The following is a 21,477-nucleotide window of genomic DNA, read 5'->3' as shown; positions in this document are numbered from 1 at the left end:
AGCGTCAGCGGAAGGAGACGCCGGAGCGCTTCGACCCTGAGAGCGCCTGGCGGCAGGCTTCACGAACCGTGGATGAACCGTATCCGCGACGAACGAGGTACGCCGTGAGTCGACGCTCCGCCGTGGCCGTGTCGTAGCTGCTCAGCTGCCCTGCGCGCTTGTGGGCGACGACGAGGGCCCTGGCGAGCTCATCGTCATCGTCGATGACGTCGAGGGCGTTCTGGATTATGGACTGGTCGATGTGCTTCGCGGACAGCTCGCGAGAGATGATCGAGCGCGACTGTCCCTTCCGGTTGTGCAGGGACTCGACGAGTTGCTCGGCGAGGGCCGCGTCGTCGACGTATCCCTTCCGGCGGAGTTCCGAGAGCAGATACTCGATCTCGTCGTCGTCCGCCTCACTGGCGCGCAGGGCCTGTGCAACCTCCCACTCGGAGAGCGGCTTGCGGGCGAGCTTCTTGATGATGAGCCGGTCGAATTCAGCCAGCCGTGCCTCCGGATCCAGCGGCTCTGGCTCGTCGTCGGATTCCGGAGCGTCGTCCACTCGGGCGTCGCGGAACCGAGCATGTGCGTCCGACTCGATCGAGGTCCGATTCGACGACGTACGGTTCGACGATGAACGAGTCGTGCCGGCGCGTGGGGCGACAACGGCCGACTCCGACGCCGGTGGTTCGGCCGCGAAGTAGTCCGCGGCGAAGTTGAAGGACGGCGCTGAGGGTTCGTCGGCGAGATCTGGACGGGGTTCACTCGCCCAGCCCTCGGCATCGACCGACGGCAGCGCCGGAACCGCGCGCAGCTTCACCGGGCCCGTCGGGATGCGACCGATCGGCCGCCGTTCTGCATCGACCGGCGCGGTGCTTGGCGCGACACCGGGGAAGAAGCTCACCGTGGCGTCAGGCGTCGCATCGTCATCTGCTGATGGGAACTTGACGACCATGATGTTCTTCTCCTCCGCGGTGCTTCCTTCGTGCTGCCGATGCTGCAAACCGTGTCTGCGGCCGCTCACGATGCTTACGCGCTGCGCTTGGCCGGAGCCTTGGCCTCGGCTGCATCGGCCGGGACGACCGGAGTCGCTGCAGCCAGCGCTGCTGCTTCTGCAGCCGCAGCGGCACTTGCGGCGGCTCCTGCAGCGCCGATGCCGAGCTTGCCGAGGATCCGGTCCTCGATCGCGAGGGCGATGTCGGGGTTCTTCAGCAGGAAGTTGCGGGCGTTCTCCTTGCCCTGACCGAGCTGGTCTCCTTCGTAGGTGTACCAGGCGCCGGACTTCTTCACGATCGCGTGCTCGACACCGAAGTCGATCAGGCTGCCTTCGCGAGAGATGCCGACACCGTAGAGGATGTCGAACTCCGCCTGCTTGAACGGCGGAGCCATCTTGTTCTTGACGACCTTGACACGCGTGCGGTTACCGACGGCATCCGTGCCGTCCTTGAGCGTCTCGATACGACGGATGTCGAGGCGGACCGAAGCGTAGAACTTGAGCGCCTTACCACCGGCGGTGGTCTCCGGGCTGCCGAAGAACACACCGATCTTCTCGCGCAGCTGGTTGATGAAGATCATGGTGGTGTTCGTCTGGCTGAGACCACCCGTGAGCTTGCGGAGCGCCTGCGACATCAGGCGGGCCTGCAAGCCGACGTGCGAGTCGCCCATCTCACCCTCGATTTCAGCACGGGGCACAAGCGCGGCAACGGAGTCGATGACGATGAGGTCGATGGAGCCGGAGCGCACGAGCATGTCCGCGATCTCGAGCGCCTGCTCACCCGTGTCCGGCTGGGACACGAGCAGGGCATCGATGTCGACGCCGAGCTTCTTGGCGTACTCGGGGTCGAGCGCGTGCTCAGCATCGATGAAGGCTGCGATGCCGCCGGCCTTCTGCGCGTTGGCGATGGCGTGCAGGGTGAGCGTGGTCTTACCGGAGGACTCAGGACCGTAGATCTCCACGATGCGGCCGCGCGGGAGTCCGCCGATGCCGAGTGCGACGTCGAGTGCGATGGAACCGGTCGGGACAACCTCGACGGGTGCGCGCTCGTCGCTGCCGAGGCGCATCACCGAGCCTTTGCCGAACTGACGATCGATCTGGGCGAGCGCGGTCTCGAGGGACTTCTCGCGTTCTGCTGGACTTGGCATGTCGTTCTGCTCTCTGCTCGGTGTTGGTGTGCCTATAGGCTGTCGCCGCCTGCCGTGCTGATGCACCGGGCGATGACAAGGCGTCGGTCTTCCGTGTTGGTTTCGACGGTACGCCGCACCACCGACATCAGACGGCGGGACGGACAATCTGTGGAGAAACCACCAACGAACGACCTCTGTGGAGGAGCGTAACACCGATAGAACGGATGTTCGACACCCGGCGCGCGGCGTGTCGAAGGCGCGTTCGGGCCAGGCGGAGGTCAGCGCCCCGGCTGCACCCGGCCGACGCCGTGCCAACGGGACTCCGGGACATCCGTGGCGCGGCAGAGTGCCACCCACACGTCCCGCGCCGGCACGCCGGCCTTCAGCGCCTGCTCGGCCGTACGTCCGCCGACGTCGCCGAGCACCAGGTCGCTCGTCAGCACGGCCCCGTAGGCCGCGCCATACTCGTCGTCGACCGCCGTGCGGAACTCACTGAGCTTCATACAACCACCGTAGCGCGGCATCGGCGAAGGCCATCCCGCACATGCAGAACGCCCCGCCGCACGATGTGCGACAGGGCGTTCTGGAAGTCTGCAACGTCAGTGGATGACGAGTTCTGCATCCACTTCGCTGACCAGCTCGTCCGGAACGGTGTCCGGAATGGTGGGCGAAAGCCCTTCGATCACCGCGAGGCGATCTCCGACTTCGCGCATGATGACCGAGATGGGCGTGTCGAGGGCGTCTGCCACTGAGGCCAGAATTTCGCTCGACGCCTCCTTCTGCCCACGTTCGACCTCGCTCAAGTATCCGAGTGCAACACTCGCCTTGCTCGCGACCTGGCGGAGCGTGCGGCCCTTCTGCAACCGGAAGTCCCTGAGCACGTCGCCAATCTCTTGACGGACTAGAACCACGTGACCCTCCCTCTGTGCCAGATCATTTCTCACGTCTCGTTCGTGGATGGATAACACTACATCCAACCATTGCAGAAACTCTAACGAGAATCACTGGACTTTTCTTGTGAATCACTGTTCTGTAACGCGCCGGAAACCGATTCTATTCCTGAGCGTTCGCCGTGACGTGTCTCAGCCGAGTTCGTCCACGAGCGCGGCGATGGCCGCGGCGACGGTGTCGCGACGGATGCGATCCCGGTCGCCGTCGAGCTGGAGCGAGAGCACCCGTCCCCCGGCCTTCGACACGATGCCGACGTAGACGGTCCCGACTTCGCGGCCGTCCTGCTGGTCCGGGCCGGCGACACCCGTCGTCGCGATGCCGACGTCGGCCGCAAGTCCGTCGACCGCAACCGCTCGGCGGACGCCGTCAGCCATCTGCAGGGCGACGTCGGGGTGGACGGCGCCGTGCAGGGCCAGGAGCCCCGCGTCGACGTCGAGGAGCGAGTGCTTGAGCGGTGTGGCGTAGGCGACGATCCCGCCGCGGACCGCGGCGGATGCGCCGGGGACGCTGATGAGTTCTGCCGCGAGGAGTCCGCCCGTGAGCGACTCGGCCACGCCGATCGTCAGTCCCTCCGAGATCAGCACCGCGATCGCGTCCGCCGCCGTCGCCGGCTCTTGGCTCGCTGCTGCCGGAGTGCTCTCTGCGCTCACGCGGTCCTCACTTCGTCGCTGCGCCGCGGTCGGCCTTGGCTCCGCGGACCGCAGTGATCACGTAGTCGATGCCGCTCGCGACCGTGAGGATGAGGGCAGCCGCCATTGCGATGCCGTTCACCCAGAACACCCAGTCGCCGAACACGCGGTCGAACGGCAGCAGCGCGAGCGAGATCGCGACGGCCTGCACGACCGTCTTGAGCTTGCCCATCCAGGCTGCGGCGACGACGTGGTCTGAGACGACGATGAAGCGGTGGACCGTGATGCCGACCTCACGCACGAGGATGACGATCGTGACCCACCATGGGAGCTCGCCCAGGATGGAGAGTGCGACGAGCGCCCCTCCGGTGAGGACCTTGTCCGCGATGGGATCGAGGAGCTTGCCGAGGTCGGTGACGATGCCGCGGCTCCGCGCGATGTGTCCGTCGATGCCGTCGGTCGCGATGGCGACGATGAACACCACGGCCGACCACCAGCGCAGCGCGCCGTCTGCTCCACCGTCAGCGAGGACCATCCAGATGAAGATCGGCGCCATGATGATGCGCACGACCGTGATGGCGTTCGGAACGTTCCAGTTCGACGACCGGGCGTGTGCCGAGGCATCCCCCGACGCCGAGGCTCCTGATGTCGTCATGACTACTCCCTGCCGGTGAGACCCCAGGCGTCTTCGTCCGAACCGCCCTCGACCTCAGGATAGTCGGCGAACTGCGCCGCCACGGGGTCGTCGCCGTAGCGGTCGTCCGGTGTGGAGGCCTCAGGCGAGTGCTGGACGCCTTCCGCGAGCATCCCGCCTCCCGCAGCGGCGATGGACGAAGCAGCGGGCGCAGCGGCCTGGTGCTGCTGCGACGCCTGGTCGTCCTCTCCGCGGAGTCGTGCGAGCACCCCGGGGAGCTGCTCGGCCGTGACGAGCACGTCGCGCGCCTTCGACCCCTCGGACGGGCCGACGATCTCACGCGATTCCAGCAGGTCCATCAGACGCCCGGCCTTCGCGAATCCGACCCGCAGCTTGCGCTGCAGCATCGACGTGGAACCGAACTGGGTGGAGACGATGAGCTCCGCTGCCGCGAGCAGCAGTTCGAGGTCGTCACCGATGTCGGCGTCGATCTCCTTGCGCTCGGCGACGGCCTGCACGTCCTTGCGGTACTCGGGACGGGCCTGGTTCGTGACGTGCTCGACGACCTTCTGGATCTCGCTCTCGCCGACCCAGGCGCCCTGGACCCGGACGGACTTCGAGGCGCCCATCGGGAGGAAGAGTGCGTCGCCCTGTCCGATGAGCTTGTCGGCGCCCGGCTGGTCGAGGATGACGCGAGAGTCGGTGACGCTCGTCACCGCGAAGGCGAGACGCGACGGCACGTTGGCCTTGATGAGTCCGGTGACAACGTCGACCGACGGACGCTGCGTCGCGAGGACGAGGTGGATGCCGGAGGCGCGTGCGAGCTGCGTGATGCGGACGATCGAGTCTTCGACGTCGCGCGGGGCGACCATCATGAGGTCGGCGAGCTCATCGACCACCACGAGCAGGTACGGGTACGGCTTGAGCACACGTTCGCTGCCTGACGGCAGCACGATCTCGTCGTTCACAACGGCCTTGTTGAAGTCGTCGATGTGACGGAAGCCGAAGCTCGCGAGGTCGTCGTACCGCATGTCCATCTCCTTCACGACCCACTGCAGCGCTTCCGCCGCCTTCTTGGGGTTCGTGATGATGGGGGTGATGAGGTGGGGCACACCGGCGTAGGGCGCCAGTTCGACGCGCTTCGGGTCGATGAGGACCATCCGCACGTCTGCGGGCTTCGCGCGCATGAGGAGCGAGGTGATCATGGAGTTCACGAAGCTCGACTTGCCGGAGCCGGTGGAGCCGGCGACGAGGAGGTGGGGCATCTTGGCGAGGTTCGCGACGACGTATCCGCCGCCGACGTCCTTGCCGACGCCGATCGTCATGGGGTGTGTGCTGTTCGTGGCCGCGGACGAGCGCAGGACGTCGCCGAGGGTCACGATCTCGCGGTCCGTGTTGGGGATCTCGATGCCGATGGCGCTCTTGCCGGGGATGGGCGAGAGGATGCGGACCTCGTTGGACGCGACGGCGTAGGAGAGGTTCTTACTGAGCGCTGTGACGCGCTCGACCTTCACACCTGGGCCGAGCTCGATCTCGTACTGCGTGACTGTCGGGCCGCGGGAGAACCCGGTGACCTTCGCATCGACGCCGAACTGGTCGAGCACACTCGTGATGGCCGCGACGGCCTCGTCGTTGGCCGCGCTGTGCGTCTTGGCCGGGGCGCCGGCTGCGAGCGAACTCGCCGACGGAAGCCGGTACGGCGACTGCGGCTGCACCTGGCTGAGCGGGCGGGCGCTGAAGTCGATCTGGTCTGGCGCCGCCTGCAGGAGGGGATCGAGCGGGTCGAGCTCCGGAATGACTTCGGTGGCGCCGGGTGTGCTGTCGTCGTGGAGCCCGGTCTGCGGACGGATCTCTCCAGTGTTGAAGCGCTTGACCGCGTTCTCGGCCGCCTCGAGGTCGCCCATGAGCTCGGTGCTGAAGTCCTGCTTGTCGAATGCGACGGTCGCCGATTCGATCGGGCTGTCGAAGCCGCCGGTCGGTCCCGCGAAGCCGAGGACATCGGTCGCCCCGTCCGCGATGACCGGACCCTCGAAGTCCGGATCGACCTCTCGCTGACTGGAATTGCGTCGCCACCACGGCAGCGCGGCCGGCTCTCCGTCCGTGTCGTCCTCGTCGTCGAAGAGGTCGTCCATCGACTTGGTCTTGGTGTCGCGGGCCGACTCACGGGCTGCCGCGCGGTCTTCTTCGCTCGTGACCTCCGCGCCGAACATCCAGGCGTAGAACTCGCGCATCCGCGCACCGATCTTGTTCGGCGGGGTCTTGGTGACGATGAAGAGGCTCAGCAGGACGATGAGCGAGATGACGACCGTGGCGCCTATGGGCGTGATGAGGAACGCGAGCGGCTCCCCCAGCACCCAGCCGAGCAGGCCGCCGGCCTTCGCGAGCGCTGGCAGGCCGTCGCTCGGGTCGGGGCGTCCGCCGTGCACATGACACAGTGCGGAGACGCTGATGAGCAGCAGCCCGAGCCCGATGCTGATGCGCCCGTTGTCATCGACAGAAGCCGGATGCCGGAACAACCAGATGGCGAACACGAGCATGATGACGGGCAGCACGAAGGCCACACGGCCGAAGAGGCCGCCGAAGGACCAGGCGTCGAAGTTCTGCGCGATGGGGTTGGTTGCACCGAACCACTCGACGACCGCGCCGACGATGGCCAGCAGGAACAGCAGGAAGGGGAAGCCGTCGCGGCGATCCTCCTTGGCGATGCGCTCTGGACCGAGCGCGCGGACGACGCCGCCGACGCCGTGGGCGAGCCCCAGCCAGATGGCCGTGAACACGCCGGTCTCCCGCTCATCCGCTTGGAACGCCACGGTCTTCTGCTGCGCTGTCGAACCCGCTTTGGTGCCTGTCTTCGTGCCAGGCTTCGTTCCGGCTTTGGCAGTCGACGCGCGCGACGATGTGCCGCTCCGCGGTGACGTGCTGCGAGAACGGCTGGTCGTCGATTTGGTGCTTCCGGCCATGGGTTCACGGTACCCGCCGCCACCGACGTAGCCCCGGAAGCTCGCGGGGTGTTCGCCATCCCGATTCAGCACCCTGCCGTCCGCCACCGGCCGCGGCATAACCGCGCTCCGGTCAGCGGAGGTTGCGGACCATGGTGTCGCGGACGCCCGCGGCCTGCAGCGTCGTGAAGCCCTCGGTGCGATACAGCGACACCGCGTGGTTCCCGCGCTCGACGCTCAGCGCGATCCGCTGGTGTCCGGCCGCCCTCGCCTGGACGACCACTGCGCGCAACAGTGCACGCCCGACCCCTTGGGCCCGCCACAAGGGGCTCACGCCGAGGACGAGTTCCGGAACGCCGGCCGCGACGAACCCGAAGCCGGGATCGTCCGCTGAGAAGAGACGGAACCAGCATGCGCCGATGGGCGATCCGTCCCGATCGATCGCCACGGACCCGGCGTCCCCCGGGCGTCGCCAGCCTCGTATGTACTGACGATGCCTCGGGTCGGCGAGGACCTCGACCCTGGGCCGCAGCGCGGACGCGTTCCAGTTCGCCGCCTCCACCACCATGTCGGTGAGGATGCGGACGTCGGGGGCCGCGGCATCGCGGATCGAGTAGACCGCCATGACCGGATGCTACGGCAGCCGTGTTTCGGCCACGTTTCCGGCCCGTCCTGGTCTCGCAGGACGGGCCGAATCGTTATCCGCGGCCCCGGTCGTGGCTGGTCGTCCGCGTCTAGTAGCGGATGGCGTCGATGACCTTCACCCGCACGGCGACGAGCGCAGGCAACAGCCCGGCGATCGCTCCGACGGCCGTCGCACACACCAACCCCAGGATGGCCGCGTCGATGGGGAACGGCGGGAAGTCGGTCACGATGCCCTGCCCGATCCACTGCTCGACGAGCGGATTCTTGACCACGGCGACCGCGAGCATCACCCCGACGATCCCGGCGAGGAACGTCGCGACGACACTCTCCATCATGACCGAGAAGAACACGCGTGGAGCCGTGGCGCCGAAGCTCCGTCTGATGCCGATCTCGCGCACCCGCTGCCGCACGGTCACGAGCGACAGGTTGACGAGGCCGAGCGCGCCGAGCAGCAGGATGAGTCCTGCGATGGCGCCGACCACGATCTTGAGCGACGCGAGCGGATCCTCACCGAACGCGCCGAAGTCGCCCCGGTACACCGAGACGTTCGCGTCGGAGCCCAACGTCGCCTTGAGGTCCGATTGGATGCGCTGGGTGAACGCCTCGGCATCCGCCGCCGGTATCCAGAACTCGAACGACGGCGCACCGCCGCCGCCCATCCCCATCTGCATCTCGGGCGACTGACCGCCGGTGGAGGTCTTCGCAAGCGATGCTGCGGCCTCCGGCAACAGATACATCGACGGCGTCGTGTCCCACTGCGAGGTCGTCGCGACGCCGATGACGACGGCCGTCAGCGGTTTGTCGCCCCACAGCTGGATGGTCGGGTGGGATTCGATCGGCGGCGACCCCAGACGCTCCCAGACGACACGGTTCACCACAACAGCAGGGGCGAGCCGTTCCGCATCGTCCGCGGTGAACCAGGTGCCCTCCGCCACGCGAACACGGTGCATCGTGCCGTAGGCGGGGTCGACGACCGTGCCCAAGACGGGGACCGTGCCGTCCACGAACTGCGCGGAGACCTGCGTCTGTTCGCTGCGCGAGATGTACTCGATGCTGTACCGCTCGGCCAGTTCCCGAACAGCGGAGTCGATCTTCGCCGGGTCGAGCGCCGTCTGTCCGGCTTGTGAGACCTGCACGGAGAGTGTGGCCGCCCGCCCGCCAGAGCGGTCGTTCGCCTCCGTGAACGCCTGACCAGAGACGGCGGTGAGTCCGACGATGCTCGTGAGCGCGCACACTGCCACCGCGACGCCGATGAGCGAGAGGATGACGCGCCCTCGGTGGATCCGGAGCTCCTGCGACGCCTCCACGATGGCGCCGACGATGTTGCTGAGGAATCTAGACATCGCGAACCTCGCCCGTGATCGTCGTGTCGCCCGTCGATGCCGCATCCGCACGCGCGGCGTCTCCGGCGGGGGAAGCCCCGCCGACCGGGACGAGGTCCGCATACTGATCGTCGTCGAGCGAGGTCAGCACACCGTGGTCCAAGCGGTAGTGGGTGTTGGACAGTGCCGCGATCGCCGCATCGTGGGTGATGGTGACGAGGGCCGCGCCGGACTGGGTGGCGACGTCATCGAGGAGCGCCATCACGCTGGCCCCCGTCTCGACGTCGAGCGCTCCGGTCGGCTCGTCGGCGAGGATGAGGTGCGGTGTGCGCACGAGCGCACGGGCGATCGCGACCCGCTGCTGCTCGCCGCCCGAGAGCTTGGACGGCATGGCATCGGCTCGATCGCCGAGACCGACGCGTTCGAGCATCTCCCTGGCGATCGAGGTGCGTCGCCAGAACGACCGTCCGGACGCATACAGCAGCGGTGTGGTCACGTTCTCCAGCGCAGTCCGACCGGGCAGCAGATTGAACTGCTGGAACACGAAGCCGATGCGAGAGCCGCGCAGGCGGTCGCGTGCCCCAGAGCCGAGCCGTTCCGCCGGTGAGCCGTCGAACGAGAGCCGCCCTGACGTCGGACGGTCGAGGAGCCCGAGGATGTTCAACAGGGTCGACTTGCCGGAGCCGGAGCGACCGACGATGGACACCCGGTCTCCACGCTCGACCTCCAGGTTGACGCCGTCGAGGATCGTGAGCGGTGGCGCGTCCGGGATCTTCACCACTCGTGTGACCTCGGACAGGCTGAGCAGGCTCATCCCTGGCCCGGGCAGTAGAAGCTGCCGTCCGGGGATGCCTCGCACCCTTCTGGCACGTTGGGAGCCGCGCCGGGCACGAACTGGAGGATCTGGTCTCCCTCGGCCACGCCATCGACGATCTGGACCTGCTGGCCGTCGTTCAGTCCGAGGGTGACCGCGCGTTCCTCGTTCGTGCCGTCCTCCTTGACGAACCAGACCTTGCCGGTGCCGGCCGAACCCTTGACCGCGGTGGTCGGGACGACGAGCACGTTCTCCGCGGTGCCGCCGGCGAGTTCGATGGACGCGCTGAGGCCGGCGAAGACGCGCACGTCTCCCGGGACGGCGCACTTCACCGTGGATCCGCTGCCGGAACCGCCACCGGCGCCGGGGTTCGAACCGGGGTCTTGCGCGATGGAGTCGTCACCGGTGGATGTCTGCGCCGAAACGATCGACACGCCCGTGCAGGTGAACGGCGCCGGACCGCCGTTGATCGTGACGGTCGCCTCGGACGGCACGGTCAGGAGGCGGTACTGCTTGTCCGCGCTGAGCGCCCCGCTGACCGAGAACGTGGAGGGCGCCACCTGCGCAACGACGTCGCCGATCTGCACCGCCTGGTTGTGGATGTACTTCACGTTGGAGACGATGCCGGCAACTGGGGCGAGCACCCGGACGAACACCGTTCCGCCCGTCTCCGTCGTGGTCTTGACGTCGAGGATGGGGTCGCCCTGGTCGACGGCCGTGCCCTTCGGTGCGAAGACGTCGTCGACCGTGCCTGCCGCCGTGGACTTCGCGGCCTGAGCGGGATCCGCCGCGACCGAGGCGTCGACCTTGACGGTGTTCACGACCGTCCCGAGCCCGACCGGGATCTGCGGCTCGACGAGACTGCCCGTCGGCACCGCCGGAGTCGTCTCCGTTGTGGCGTCCGGGAAGAACGCCACTTTCACGAGGGCGACCGCGATGGCCGCGAACAACAACAGTCTCAGGACTGGGAACACCCAGGTGCGGACGACGCCCACGCGGAACCTCCGGAATCCACCGCCGTCGGACGACGGCTGGTCATAGGAGCCTCCAAGGTAGCAAGGAAGAACCACCAAAAACGTCATCCCAGAGAATGAAACACGAAGAGCACAATTCCGGAACTTCTGTGGCCGATGTGACGCATGTGACTGAAATCGGTCTCATGCGCCACCGGTTGTCACAACAGTTCCGGAATTGTGCTCCGGGCGTGGTGCGGTGCTGCGCTGTCGCCTTGCCCGACGTGTGCCGGACCCGACGGATGCTACGCCTCGATGACGAGCGGCACGATCATCGGGCGGCGACGGTGCGAGGTGTTCACCCATCGGCCGACCGTCCGACGGACGACCTGAGAGAGCGCGTGCGTGTCCCGCACGCCGTTCTCGGCTGCCTCCGCGAGCGCCTTCGCGACCTTCGGCTTGATGTCGTTGAAGACGCTGTCGTCTTCTGCGAAGCCCTTCGCGTGGATCTCGGGCCCGGAGATGATGTGGCCCGTCTGCGAGTCGACGACGACGACAATCGAGATGAAGCCTTCCTCGGCCAGGATGCGGCGGTCCTTGAGGTCCGCGTCCGTGATCTCGCCGACGGTCGAACCGTCAACGTAGACGAGGCCGACGTCGAGCTGCCCGACGACCTTGGCGACGCCGTCGCGAAGGTCGATCACGATGCCGTCCTCACCGATGATCGTGCGCTCGGCCGGGACACCCGTCTGGATGGCGAGCTTCGCGTTGGCCGTGAGGTGACGGTATTCGCCGTGCACGGGCAGCACGTTCTTCGGCTTCAGGATGTTGTAGCAGTACAGGAGTTCTCCGGCGGCTGCGTGCCCGGAGACGTGCACCTTCGCGTTGCCCTTGTGGACGACGTTGGCGCCCAGCTTGGTCAAGCCGTCGATGACGCGGTAGACCGCGTTCTCGTTGCCCGGGATGAGGCTCGACGCCAGGATGACCGTGTCGCCAGGACCAGGCTCGATCGCGTGGTCGAGGTTCGCCATCCGGCTGAGGACGGCCATCGGCTCACCCTGTGAACCCGTCGACATGTAGACGATGCGGTCCTCCGGGAGGTCTTTCGCCTTCTTGTAGTCGATCAGGAGGCCCTCCGGGACGCGGAGGTAGCCGAGATCGGCCGCGATGCCCATGTTGCGCACCATCGAGCGGCCGAGGAATGCGACGCGGCGACCGTGCGCGTGAGCGGCATCGAGCACCTGCTGCACACGGTGCACGTGGCTCGAGAAGCTCGCGACGATGACGCGACGGGTGGAACCGGCGATGACCTGGTCGAGCACCGGGCCGATCGCGCTCTCCTGCGGCGTGAAGCCCGGGACGTCGGCGTTGGTGGAGTCGACGAGGAACAGGTCGACGCCCTCCTCGCCCAGGCGAGCGAACGCACGGAGGTCGGTCAGACGGCCGTCGAGCGGCAGCTGGTCCATCTTGAAGTCGCCCGTGGCGAGGACCGTTCCGGCCTCCGTCTTGATGGCGACGGCGAGAGCGTCCGGGATGGAGTGGTTGACGGCCACGAACTCGAGGTCGAACGGGCCGAGCTGCTCGTGCTGACCCTCCTTGACGGTGAGCGTGTACGGCGCGATGCGGTGTTCCTTGAGCTTCGCCTCGATGAGCGCGAGCGTCAGACCGGAGCCGATCAGCGGGATGTCCTGCCGCAGCTTCAGCAGGTACGGGACGGCGCCGATGTGGTCTTCGTGGCCGTGCGTGAGCACAACGCCGACGACGTCCTCGAGCCGGTTCCGGATGGGACCGAAGTCGGGCAGGATCAGGTCGACGCCCGGCTGGTGCTCCTCGGGGAACAACACCCCGCAGTCGACGATCAGGATCTTGCCGTTGATTTCGAAGCAGGTCATGTTCCTGCCGATCTCACCCAGCCCGCCGATCGGGATGACGCGGAGCGTCCCCGGTTCGAGGACTGGTGGATCGATGACGGTATTGGGCATGGATGCCCCCCTCTTATTGTGTGCGCAGTCGTGCGCGTGTTTAGCGCGTGGTGCCGGCGACCTTCGGCAATGCGCCGCCGGCGGCAGCGTTGCGGTCGGGGCGGAAGTTGCTGAAATCGACGCCGGGGATGTTCTTGACGAGGTCGATCTCGTCTTCGATCTGTGCGGCTTCCCACTCTTCCGGTCCGACGAGCGGGAGACGGACGCGGGGGCTGCCGATGCGGCCGAGGCCGTGGAGGATGTACTTCGCTGCGACCGTGCCTGGCACGTGCGTCATCACGGCGCGCACGAGCGGTTCGAGCTGCTGGTGGGCTGCGGTGGCAGCGTGCAGGTCGCCGCTGTTGACGGCATCGATCATGTGGCGGTACGGGGTGGGGGCGATGTTCGCCGTCACGCCGATGAGGCCGGTGCCGCCGATGGCGAGCGTCGGCAGCGCGTTGGCGTCGTCGCCGGCGAAGTACATGAGGTCGGTCTGGTTGAGGACGCGGCTGACCTGGCTGAGGTCGCCCTTGGCGTCCTTGACGGCGAGGATGTTGGGGTGCTTCGCGGCGCGCAGGAGCGTCTCGTAGGTGATCGGGATGCCCGTGCGGCCCGGGATGTCATAGAGGATGACCGGGAGATCCGTCGAGTCCGCGATCATCCGGAAGTGGGTGAGCACACCGGCCTGCGTCGGCTTGTTGTAGTACGGCGTGACGATCATGTTGCCGTCGGCGCCCGCCTGCTCGCTCTTCTTCGCGAGCTCGATGGCGTGAGCGGTCTCGTTGGAGCCGCCACCCGTGATGATCTTGGCGCGGCTGCCTGCGACGGCCTTGCCGATCTCGACGAGCTTGATCTTCTCCGGGTCGGTGAGCGTTGAGGTCTCACCGGTGGTGCCCGTGACGACGATGCCGTCCGCGCCTGCCGAGACGACGTCGTCGATGTGCTTCTCGACGCCCTTCCAATCGACTTCACCGTCAGCGGTGAACGGCGTCACCAGGGCGACGAGGACTTGACCGAAGGGGTTCTCTGCACGCGACACTCCCCTAGGTTAGCGGGTTTCGCACGGCGGAGGCGACGCCGGGATGAGACGTCATGTTGCGTCATAGAGGCTGCGTTCTGCGCATCCGAACCTATGCTGAGCGCACCATGTCAGCCCTTGCAGCAGCAGTCGTCGTCCTCGCGCTCGTCGCGGTCGCGACCGTGCTCGGGCTGTGGTGGCGCTCCAGGAACGGACGGGCGGCACGCCGGGTCGCCGAGCGGCGGGTCACGTCCGAGGAGCTCGGCACGATCGAGGCATTCGGAGATGCCGCGACGATCGTGCAGTTCAGCACGGAGTTCTGCGCGAAGTGCCCTGGCACGCGCCGTCTGCTCGGCGAGGTGGCCGGCGAACGACGCGGCGTCGCCGTGATCGATGTCGACCTCACCCACCGGGCAGCGCTCGCGGACGCGTTCTCGGTCCTCCAGACGCCCACCATCCTCCTCCTCGACGCCAACGGGATCATCCGGTCCCGCATCGGCGGGGCTCCCACCCGAGACGTCGTCGCCCGCGAGCTGCAGGGCGTCTTCGCAGCCGCCTGAACGAGGCACAGTCCCCGCACCTGCCTCCCCACACAGCACCTCGACGAAGCGATCCACCAGCACACACCGACAGGACCCGACCATGTCAGCATCGAACGAACAGCCCCGCCAGACCGGCATCGACCCGCGCAGTCCCCGCTTCGGCGCCTCGATCACCGCGGTCCTCCTCCTCGTGGCCGTCTTCCTCGGACTCACCGGGCTGAGCGCCGCCCGCAGCGATGGCGGGTGGAGCATCGAGACGTCGTCGATCGGTGCCCGCCTGACCGACCCGGCATTCATCCTGCTCGCCGTCATCGCGGCGCTCTTCGCGTGGGGCGCGTTCGCGGGCATCAAGCGCCACCCGTACGGCGCGCTCTTCCGCCGCTTCATCCGGCCGCGCCTGGCGCCGCCGACGGAGCTCGAGGCGCCCGAGCCGCCGACCTTCGCGCAGGGCGTCGGGCTCTTCGTCCTGCTCGTCGGTCTCGTGCTGCACGCGCTCGGGGTGCCGCTCGCCCTCGTGATCGCCGCGGCAGCCGCGTTCATCGCCGCATTCCTCAACAGCGTGTTCGCCTACTGCCTTGGCTGCCAGCTGTATCTGCTGCTGGTGCGTGCACGCATCATCGGCGGCTCCCGCACAACGGCGGTCGGCGGCGGCACCGCCTGAGCTCCGCGCGGTTAGGCTGAACGGAGCGGTCCGTTCTCGCACCGCCGGCACCGGCATCGCCGGTCGATGAAGGTGATGGAGGGCAGCGATGTCGGAAACGCACGTGGTGATCGGTGGAGCGTCCGGACTCATCGGCTCGGCGCTGGCGCGGAGCCTCGAAGCGGCAGGAACCCGGGTCACCCGGCTCGTGCGACGCACTCCGGCTGGCCAAGGTGAGGTCGAGTGGGACCCGCTGCACGACCGGCTCGATCCGGCGGCGGTCAGCGGCGCAGACGCGGTGGTGAACCTGTCCGGAGCATCGCTCGGCCGCCTCCCCTGGACCGCCGCATACCGCTCCGAGATCCTCTGGTCGAGGCTCAGCTCCACCCGGACGCTCGTCGGTGCGATGCACCGCGCCGACGAGGCGCCGAAGGCCTTCCTCAGCGGCTCGGCGGTCGGTTTCTACGGCGACCGGCCCGGCCAGACCCTCACCGAGGAGTCCAGCATCGGCTCAGGGTTCCTCGTCGATGTCGTGTCCGCCTGGGAGGACGAGGCGAACGCTGCGCCGGACGAGACCCGAACGGTCACGATGCGCAACGGCATCGTCGTCGCCCTGAACGGGGTGCTCAAGCCGCTCGTCCCGCTCACGAAGGCCGGTGTCGCAGGGCCACTCGGGTCGGGGCGGCAGCACTGGCCGTGGATCTCCCTCACCGACGAGGTCGCCGCCATCGAGCACCTCATCGGCTCGCAACTGCGCGGACCGGTGAATCTCTGCGGGCCGGCCCCGGCCACCGCCGACGACATCATGTTCGAGCTCGCGAAGCGGTTGAACCGTCCCTACCTCCTGCGTGTGCCGAAGTTCGCCCTGCGGGCGGCTCTCGGCACGGCGGCCGACGGCCTCCTGTTGAGCGATCAGCTCGTCGTCCCGGAGAAGCTCCTCGCCGACGGCTTCACGTTCACGACGTCGACGGCGGAGGACGCCGTCGTGGAGGCACTCGCCGCAGCCTGACGCGCCGCGAATGGACTATGCGGACACGGCCGGAAGCACACTTCCCGCCCGATGGAGTCTGCCCGGACGTCCGGGATCGAGACTCCGGGTCAGTCCCGCTTCGCGAGCTTGATCGCCTCGCGGATCGCTCCTCTGGCTCGCCTGCGGTCCCCGGCGCCGTCGTAGACGAGACCGAGGCGGTACCACGCGCGCCAGTCCTCCGGAGCGGCTTCAGCGGCATCGCGGTACTTCGGGAACAACTCGTCTGCCGCATCACGTGACGGCCTGCCGCTCGGCGTCAGCTCGACCTCCTCCTCAGGCAGGCCGCCCTCCGCATCCAGCCGCGAGCCGAGGCGCTCGGCCTGGACGCCGAACTGGATCTCCCGCCAGAGCGCCCAGGCGCCGATGATCGGCAGGACGATGAGTGCGACACCCATCACGACCGCGACGGGAACGCCGGTGCCCATCAGGATGAACGCGCGCTGCCCGACGAGGACGAGGTAGAGGACCAGGAGGACGGCGATGATGCCAACGCCGATGCGTGCCCTCACAGCGTGGTCGCGGCTGCCGCCTGGCCGGACACGTCCTCAGGCTTCGCGGCCGGGCGCGGGGCGCCAGGGGTCGTGATGCCGAGATCGATCAGACGGTCGAGGCCGACGATGACGCCTTCGGCGGTGCGAGCCGCATCGAGGGCCAGACGGATGCCGTGGTCGTAGGAGGCCGGGGAGATCGTGTCGTGGGTGATCGTGACGACCTCGTCCGTGCCGCCGAACACGACCTGCTGTCGTGCGACGACGCCCTGCAGACGCAGGCTGTGTATGGGGATGCTCGCCACCTGCTGCCCGCGTGCCCGCTGATCGATGTGCGGCGCGGAGACCGGACCGCGATCGCCCCTGGCCCTCGTGATGAGCTCAGCCGTGCGCACGGCGGTGCCAGAGGGCGAGTCGACCTTCGTGTCGCGGTGCGCCTCGATGATCTCGATCGAGTCGAAGAACCTGGCTGCGACGGTCGACAGGCTCGTGGCGAGCACGGAGCCGAGCGAGAAGTTGGGGATGATGACGACGCCCTGCCCCGGCAGCTCCGCGAGGCGGCGTTCGAGCGATGCGATGCGGTCGGCCGACCAGCCGCTCGTCCCGACGAGGACGTTGATGCCGTGCGACACGGCGTGGTCGACGATGTGCTGGCTGACGCCCGGCACCGTCACGTCGACGACGAGGTCGGCGCCGTCGAGCTCGCTCAGATCGCTCTTCGAGCCGAGGGATGCGACGAGTTCGTACCCGTCGAGGGACTCGATGATGCCGGTGAAGAGCCGTCCCATCTTGCCGCTCGCTCCGGCGAGGGCCACACGTGTCGTCATGTCTCCAGCCTACTTGCCGCGTCGTAGGCTGAATCCATGTTGCAGTTCGTTCAAGTGCCCGTCGACGTCGAACCCGCGGTCACCCTCCTGTCGGAATACTTCACCTCGCGAGAGCTCGGATTTGTGAGCGACCACGGGGCGTACAAGATCACACACCCGGATCCGGCGGCGTTCACACCGCCGGCCGGTGTATTCGTGGTGCTGGAGGAGGATGGCGCGCCGCTCGGCTGCGGTGGCATCCGCCGGATCCAGGATGCGCCGGACGGTGCCGTGCAGTTCGAGATCAAGCACCTGTTCCTGCGTCCGGAGACGCGGGGGCGGGGCCTCGGACGATCGTTGCTGGCCGAGTTGGAGCGTCTCGCGGTCGGTTTCGGCGCCACGAGGTTCGTCCTCGACACCAACGCCTCGCTCACCGCGGCCGGTGGCCTGTACCGGTCGAGCGGGTATCTCGACGTCCCCGCTTACAACGACAACCCCAACGCGACGAACTGGTATGCGAAGGACGTCGCCTCGGCCTGAGCTAGACGGTGTGGGGCTCCGGCAGACCGGTGCGCAGCTCCACCGGGAGGTGCGCGAGGTCGTTGTGGGTGATGAGGCTCCACGGCCGGCCGGCGCGCTGATGCAGGACCGTCAGTCCGCAGTTGGCCTGATTGATGCTCAGCCAGCGCCAGTCCGGCGCCTGCAGCGCCTCGCGCACGAGCCAGCCGATCACGAAGTTGTGGGTGATGAGCATCTCGTGGTGGTCGCCGCGTTTCGGCGAGAGGAACTCGGCGGCCGCATCGGCCATCTGCGCTTCGCCCGCCTCGATCTCGGCGTCCGTGATGGACCCGAAGAACGGGTCGAACGCCGACGGCGTCTCCTCCGCGCGTCCGCTCGGGACGCAGTCGAACAGCAACGAGGACGGCTCGGACTGCACCGACGGCATCCGCTCACCGATGATCTCGGCCGTCTCTGCTGCACGTTGCAGCGGCGAATGCCAGGCCGCCGTCATCGGCACTCCGCCGAGACGCTCCGCGAGCAGTTGCGCCTGACGGCGTCCTCTTGCGGAGAGTGGACCGTCCGGCAGGCCGTGCTCGGCGTGCTGCTGCTCGCCGTGACGGACGAGGTACAGGTAGTGGGACATGTCAACGCACTCCGGAGAGGATCGGAGCGAAGGCTGATTCGTCGACGGCTCCGACCGCCGACACCGTGAGTGGTTGCGCCGCGAGGTCCCTGGCGAGCGCCTGGACGTCATCGCGGCCGACGAGCCGCAGACGGCGGATCGTCTCGTCGAAGTCCCCGAACTCGCCAAGCGTGATCTCCGCCCGTCCGAGGCGGCTCATCCGCGTCTCCGATTCCTCGAGCGCGAGGGCCGATGCTCCGCTCAACTGCCCGAACGCGCGCTCCAGCTCCGCTTCGGTCACCCCACCGTCGGCGAGTCGGTGCAGCTCCGCCACCATCAACTCCGAGACGGCAGGAGCCTTCGTCGGCGCGCACGCGGCGGACAACCCGAACACACCGGCGTCGGAGTAGCTGCCGGCGAACGAGTAGACGGAGTACGCGAGGCCGCGCTTCTCCCTGACCTCCTGGAAGAGGCGGCTCGACATCCCGCCGCCGAGAATCGAGTTGAGGACGCTCATCGTGTAGCGGCGCTCGTCCCCGGCGATGATGCCCTGCCCGCCGATGAGGACGTGGACCTGCTCGATCGGACGGTGCACGACGGTGAGGCTCTTGCCTGGCACGATGGGGGCTTCGACGAGGGTGCGGCGCTCAACGGGGTCGGCGATCGCATCCATCGGCCACCCGGCCGCCGCGAGCGCCGCCGACACCCGCGCGACGAACGCGTCGTGGTCGACGGCGCCGGCGGCCGTGACGACGAGGTCGCTCGCACGATAGTTGGCGCGGTAGTGGTCCATGACGGATGAGCGGGTGACGTCGATGATCGACTGCGGATGCCCGCCGATCGGACGTCCGAGCGGGTGGTCGCCCAGGACGCCCTCGAAGAAGCGCTCGTTGGCGACGTCGCCCGGATCGTCGTCCATCATGGACAGCTCTTCGAGGATGACGCCGCGCTCGTTCTCGAACTCGACCGGGTCGATGAGCGAGGACGTGAGCATGTCGGTGATGACGTCGACCGCCATGGGGAGGTCCTGATCGCGGACCTTCGCGTAGTAGCAGGTGTGCTCTTTGGCGGTGAGGACGTTGTGCTCACCGCCGACGGCGTCGAACGCGATCGCGATGTCAAGGGCAGTGCGTGACGTGGTTCCCTTGAACAGCAGGTGTTCGAGGAAGTGCGTCGACCCGAAGGTGGCGGGTGACGTGGCCGTCGCCGGCAGTTCGTCCCTGGAGCCGACGGCGACCCAGAATCCGACCGTCGCACTGCGGCTGCCCGGCATGTGTTCGGACAGGATGCGGACACCGTTGGGCAGGACCGTGCGACGCACGAGGGCGTCTCCGGATGCGGTGAACGTCATCTCAGGCTGGCTGAGCGGAAAGTCGACGGCGGCGTTCATCCGGTCCAGCCTACGGCAGTCCGTCAGCGAGCGGGGCGGCGAGTGTGTGTTATGACGGTTGTCCCACCGTGCGAACCCACCGGGCGACTCGGCTGATCAGCCCGAGAATCGGTACCGGAATACACACGTGATCCACAACGCGGATCAGCGTGTTGGATCCGCCCGCGACTCACCGCAGCCGATCCGAGATCCGGTCGAGTTCGAGGATCTGGCCCCGGCTGAGGCGCAGCGCGGCAGCCGCGACGAGCGCATCGACGTGCTCCGGACGCGACGCCGCTGCGATGGGCGCCGCGACGCCAGGCCTCGTGAGCGTCCAGGCGAGCGCGACCGACGCCAGACTGCAGTGGTTCTCCCCCGCGATCTCGTCGAGCACGTGCAACAGGCGCAACCCCCTGCGGTGCAGATGCGACGCGACCCTGGCGCCCCTGGCGGTCTGATCGAGGTCAGCGCGACTGCGGTAGCGGCCGGTGAGGAACCCGCCCGCGAGTGTGAAGTAGGGCAGCACACCGATGTTCTGCGCCGTGGTCACGAGCGACAGCCCGCCCTCGTACGCCTCGCGGTGCATCAGGCTGTAGTGGGTCTGCAGCGCGACGAATTTCGTGTAGCCGCTCGCCGAGAGGATCCGTGCTTCGATGAGCCGTTCTGCTGAGAAGTTGGATGCGCCAAGGTAGCGGACCTTCCCGGTCTCGATGAGCCAGTCGACGGTGCCGAGGCTGTCGGCGAGCGGCACGCTCGGGTCGTCCTCGTGGAAGGACAGCAGGTCGATGTGGTCGGTGCCGAGACGCTCGAGTGCCGCCTCCACGGCGCGCACGATGCTCACCGGGCCGAGACCGGCGAAGTCAGGGTGACGGCCGACCTTCGTCGCCACGATCATCTCGTCGCGGTTCTTGCGCTTGCGCATCCAGTTGCCGATGAGGATCTCGCTTCGACCGCCGGCATAGCTGTCAGCGGTGTCGACCATGTTGCCGCCGTAGTCGTGGAAGCCATCGAGGATGTCGACGGTGGTGTCGGGGTCGACGGTCCAACCGAACACGCTGCCGCCGAGGACCACGGGGAAGACGTCGAGGTCGGAGTCGCCGATCGTGCGGCGGAGCCCGGTGCCGAGGCCAGGTCCCTGCACCGGGATGGGCTCTGAAGGGTGCGGGATGGCGTGCTCGGGCACCGACTCCTGGACGAACCGCTCACGCGACGCGTGCGGCCCTGGCCGGTTGACGGTGTAGGACGGCGCCCGGTCGGCGCTCTGCGCCCTGACCGGCGTGAATGAGGTGTTCGCTGCGGCGTTCGCGGAAGCCGTCACCTGATCATCGGTCGAGGCATCTGCACTCGTGTCCCTCGAGACGTCGCCTGGCACCGGATCGATGGGGGCTGCGACCGTCGTCGCCTTGCCGCGGCCGGACAGGAGTCCGCCGGCAGTGCGCCAGAGGTGTGCCATCCGAGGCCCCTCTCCCAGCGTCACGCTCGCTGCAGTCGTGCGCCGGACCGCCCCCGC

The 21,477-nt window shown here is 67.9% G+C and carries 22 protein-coding genes; 4 read left to right on the top strand and 18 right to left on the bottom strand.

Annotated elements, in window-relative coordinates; genetic code table 11:
• Positions 1 to 4: 4 nt before the first annotated feature.
• From ACL9RL_RS16430 to dapA, 13 genes are all read right to left on the bottom strand, one after another.
• Positions 5 to 934, bottom strand: a complete 930-nt coding sequence (locus ACL9RL_RS16430) for a RecX family transcriptional regulator (RefSeq protein WP_422781356.1) — start codon at positions 932 to 934, stop codon at positions 5 to 7.
• Between the two features lie 74 nt (positions 935 to 1,008).
• Positions 1,009 to 2,121 carry a recombinase RecA gene (recA, locus tag ACL9RL_RS16425; RefSeq protein WP_422781355.1) on the bottom strand — a complete coding sequence of 371 codons (1,113 nt, stop codon included), beginning with the start codon at positions 2,119 to 2,121 and terminating at the stop codon, positions 1,009 to 1,011.
• A 260-nt stretch (positions 2,122 to 2,381) separates the two neighbouring features.
• Positions 2,382 to 2,606 (bottom strand): DUF3046 domain-containing protein, encoded by a 225-nt coding sequence (locus ACL9RL_RS16420; protein ID WP_422781354.1) that lies wholly within the window; start codon positions 2,604 to 2,606, stop codon positions 2,382 to 2,384.
• A 96-nt stretch (positions 2,607 to 2,702) separates the two neighbouring features.
• Positions 2,703 to 3,014, bottom strand: a complete 312-nt coding sequence (locus ACL9RL_RS16415; RefSeq protein ID WP_422781353.1) for a helix-turn-helix domain-containing protein — start codon at positions 3,012 to 3,014, stop codon at positions 2,703 to 2,705.
• Between the two features lie 171 nt (positions 3,015 to 3,185).
• Complete coding sequence (locus ACL9RL_RS16410; protein WP_422781352.1) at positions 3,186 to 3,704, bottom strand: CinA family protein; 519 nt, start codon at positions 3,702 to 3,704, stop codon at positions 3,186 to 3,188.
• A gap of 7 nt (positions 3,705 to 3,711) precedes the next feature.
• Positions 3,712 to 4,338, bottom strand: coding sequence for a CDP-diacylglycerol--glycerol-3-phosphate 3-phosphatidyltransferase (gene pgsA / locus ACL9RL_RS16405; RefSeq protein ID WP_422781351.1), 627 nt, complete (start codon positions 4,336 to 4,338; stop codon positions 3,712 to 3,714).
• A gap of 2 nt (positions 4,339 to 4,340) precedes the next feature.
• Positions 4,341 to 7,277 (bottom strand): DNA translocase FtsK 4TM domain-containing protein, encoded by a 2,937-nt coding sequence (locus ACL9RL_RS16400; protein ID WP_422781350.1) that lies wholly within the window; start codon positions 7,275 to 7,277, stop codon positions 4,341 to 4,343.
• 112 nt (positions 7,278 to 7,389) lie between these two features.
• Positions 7,390 to 7,881 (bottom strand): GNAT family N-acetyltransferase, encoded by a 492-nt coding sequence (locus ACL9RL_RS16395; protein ID WP_422781349.1) that lies wholly within the window; start codon positions 7,879 to 7,881, stop codon positions 7,390 to 7,392.
• A 109-nt stretch (positions 7,882 to 7,990) separates the two neighbouring features.
• Positions 7,991 to 9,244 (bottom strand): ABC transporter permease, encoded by a 1,254-nt coding sequence (locus ACL9RL_RS16390; protein WP_422781348.1) that lies wholly within the window; start codon positions 9,242 to 9,244, stop codon positions 7,991 to 7,993.
• Positions 9,237 to 10,037 carry an ABC transporter ATP-binding protein gene (locus ACL9RL_RS16385; protein ID WP_422781347.1) on the bottom strand — a complete coding sequence of 267 codons (801 nt, stop codon included), beginning with the start codon at positions 10,035 to 10,037 and terminating at the stop codon, positions 9,237 to 9,239. Before ACL9RL_RS16385 ends, ACL9RL_RS16390 begins: the two co-directional genes overlap by 8 nt.
• Complete coding sequence (locus ACL9RL_RS16380) at positions 10,034 to 11,032, bottom strand: hypothetical protein (protein WP_422781346.1); 999 nt, start codon at positions 11,030 to 11,032, stop codon at positions 10,034 to 10,036. Before ACL9RL_RS16380 ends, ACL9RL_RS16385 begins: the two co-directional genes overlap by 4 nt.
• Before the next feature lie 263 nt (positions 11,033 to 11,295).
• The gene (locus ACL9RL_RS16375) at positions 11,296 to 12,972 is read right to left on the bottom strand and encodes a ribonuclease J (protein WP_422781345.1); all 1,677 of its coding nucleotides are present in this window, start codon (positions 12,970 to 12,972) and stop codon (positions 11,296 to 11,298) included.
• 40 nt (positions 12,973 to 13,012) lie between these two features.
• Positions 13,013 to 13,990 carry a 4-hydroxy-tetrahydrodipicolinate synthase gene (gene dapA, locus ACL9RL_RS16370; RefSeq protein WP_422781344.1) on the bottom strand — a complete coding sequence of 326 codons (978 nt, stop codon included), beginning with the start codon at positions 13,988 to 13,990 and terminating at the stop codon, positions 13,013 to 13,015.
• A gap of 107 nt (positions 13,991 to 14,097) precedes the next feature.
• On the opposite strand from dapA, the gene ACL9RL_RS16365 reads away from it, so the two are divergent.
• From ACL9RL_RS16365 to ACL9RL_RS16355, 3 genes are all read left to right on the top strand, one after another.
• Entirely contained in the window at positions 14,098 to 14,529 is a 432-nt protein-coding gene (locus tag ACL9RL_RS16365) for a TlpA family protein disulfide reductase (RefSeq protein ID WP_422781343.1), read from the top strand.
• Between the two features lie 82 nt (positions 14,530 to 14,611).
• Complete coding sequence (locus ACL9RL_RS16360; RefSeq protein ID WP_422781342.1) at positions 14,612 to 15,172, top strand: DUF4395 domain-containing protein; 561 nt, start codon at positions 14,612 to 14,614, stop codon at positions 15,170 to 15,172.
• A gap of 88 nt (positions 15,173 to 15,260) precedes the next feature.
• Positions 15,261 to 16,160 carry a TIGR01777 family oxidoreductase gene (locus ACL9RL_RS16355; RefSeq protein ID WP_422781341.1) on the top strand — a complete coding sequence of 300 codons (900 nt, stop codon included), beginning with the start codon at positions 15,261 to 15,263 and terminating at the stop codon, positions 16,158 to 16,160.
• Positions 16,161 to 16,249: 89 nt separating this feature from the next.
• Here ACL9RL_RS16355 and ACL9RL_RS16350 read toward each other — a convergent pair whose 3' ends face one another.
• Positions 16,250 to 16,690 (bottom strand): hypothetical protein, encoded by a 441-nt coding sequence (locus ACL9RL_RS16350; RefSeq protein ID WP_422781340.1) that lies wholly within the window; start codon positions 16,688 to 16,690, stop codon positions 16,250 to 16,252.
• Complete coding sequence (dapB, locus tag ACL9RL_RS16345; RefSeq protein WP_422781339.1) at positions 16,687 to 17,496, bottom strand: 4-hydroxy-tetrahydrodipicolinate reductase; 810 nt, start codon at positions 17,494 to 17,496, stop codon at positions 16,687 to 16,689. The genes ACL9RL_RS16350 and dapB overlap by 4 nt, the downstream gene beginning before the upstream one ends.
• A gap of 36 nt (positions 17,497 to 17,532) precedes the next feature.
• Here dapB and ACL9RL_RS16340 point away from each other — a divergent pair, with 36 nt between their 5' ends.
• The gene (locus tag ACL9RL_RS16340; RefSeq protein ID WP_422781338.1) at positions 17,533 to 18,015 is read left to right on the top strand and encodes a GNAT family N-acetyltransferase; all 483 of its coding nucleotides are present in this window, start codon (positions 17,533 to 17,535) and stop codon (positions 18,013 to 18,015) included.
• Between the two features lies 1 nt (position 18,016).
• Here ACL9RL_RS16340 and ACL9RL_RS16335 read toward each other — a convergent pair whose 3' ends face one another.
• The 3 genes from ACL9RL_RS16335 to ACL9RL_RS16325 form a co-directional block, all read right to left on the bottom strand.
• Positions 18,017 to 18,619: a histidine phosphatase family protein gene (locus ACL9RL_RS16335; protein ID WP_422781337.1), complete on the bottom strand. Its 603-nt coding sequence runs from the start codon at positions 18,617 to 18,619 to the stop codon at positions 18,017 to 18,019.
• A 1-nt stretch (position 18,620) separates the two neighbouring features.
• Complete coding sequence (locus ACL9RL_RS16330) at positions 18,621 to 19,988, bottom strand: M16 family metallopeptidase (protein WP_422781336.1); 1,368 nt, start codon at positions 19,986 to 19,988, stop codon at positions 18,621 to 18,623.
• A 169-nt stretch (positions 19,989 to 20,157) separates the two neighbouring features.
• The gene (locus tag ACL9RL_RS16325) at positions 20,158 to 21,420 is read right to left on the bottom strand and encodes an aldo/keto reductase (protein ID WP_422781335.1); all 1,263 of its coding nucleotides are present in this window, start codon (positions 21,418 to 21,420) and stop codon (positions 20,158 to 20,160) included.
• Between the last annotated feature and the right edge of the window lie 57 nt (positions 21,421 to 21,477).

The organism is Plantibacter sp. Mn2098, assembly GCF_049319745.1.
Taxonomy (GTDB): domain Bacteria; phylum Actinomycetota; class Actinomycetes; order Actinomycetales; family Microbacteriaceae; genus Plantibacter.
This window is presented reverse-complemented; position numbering and strand designations above follow the sequence as displayed.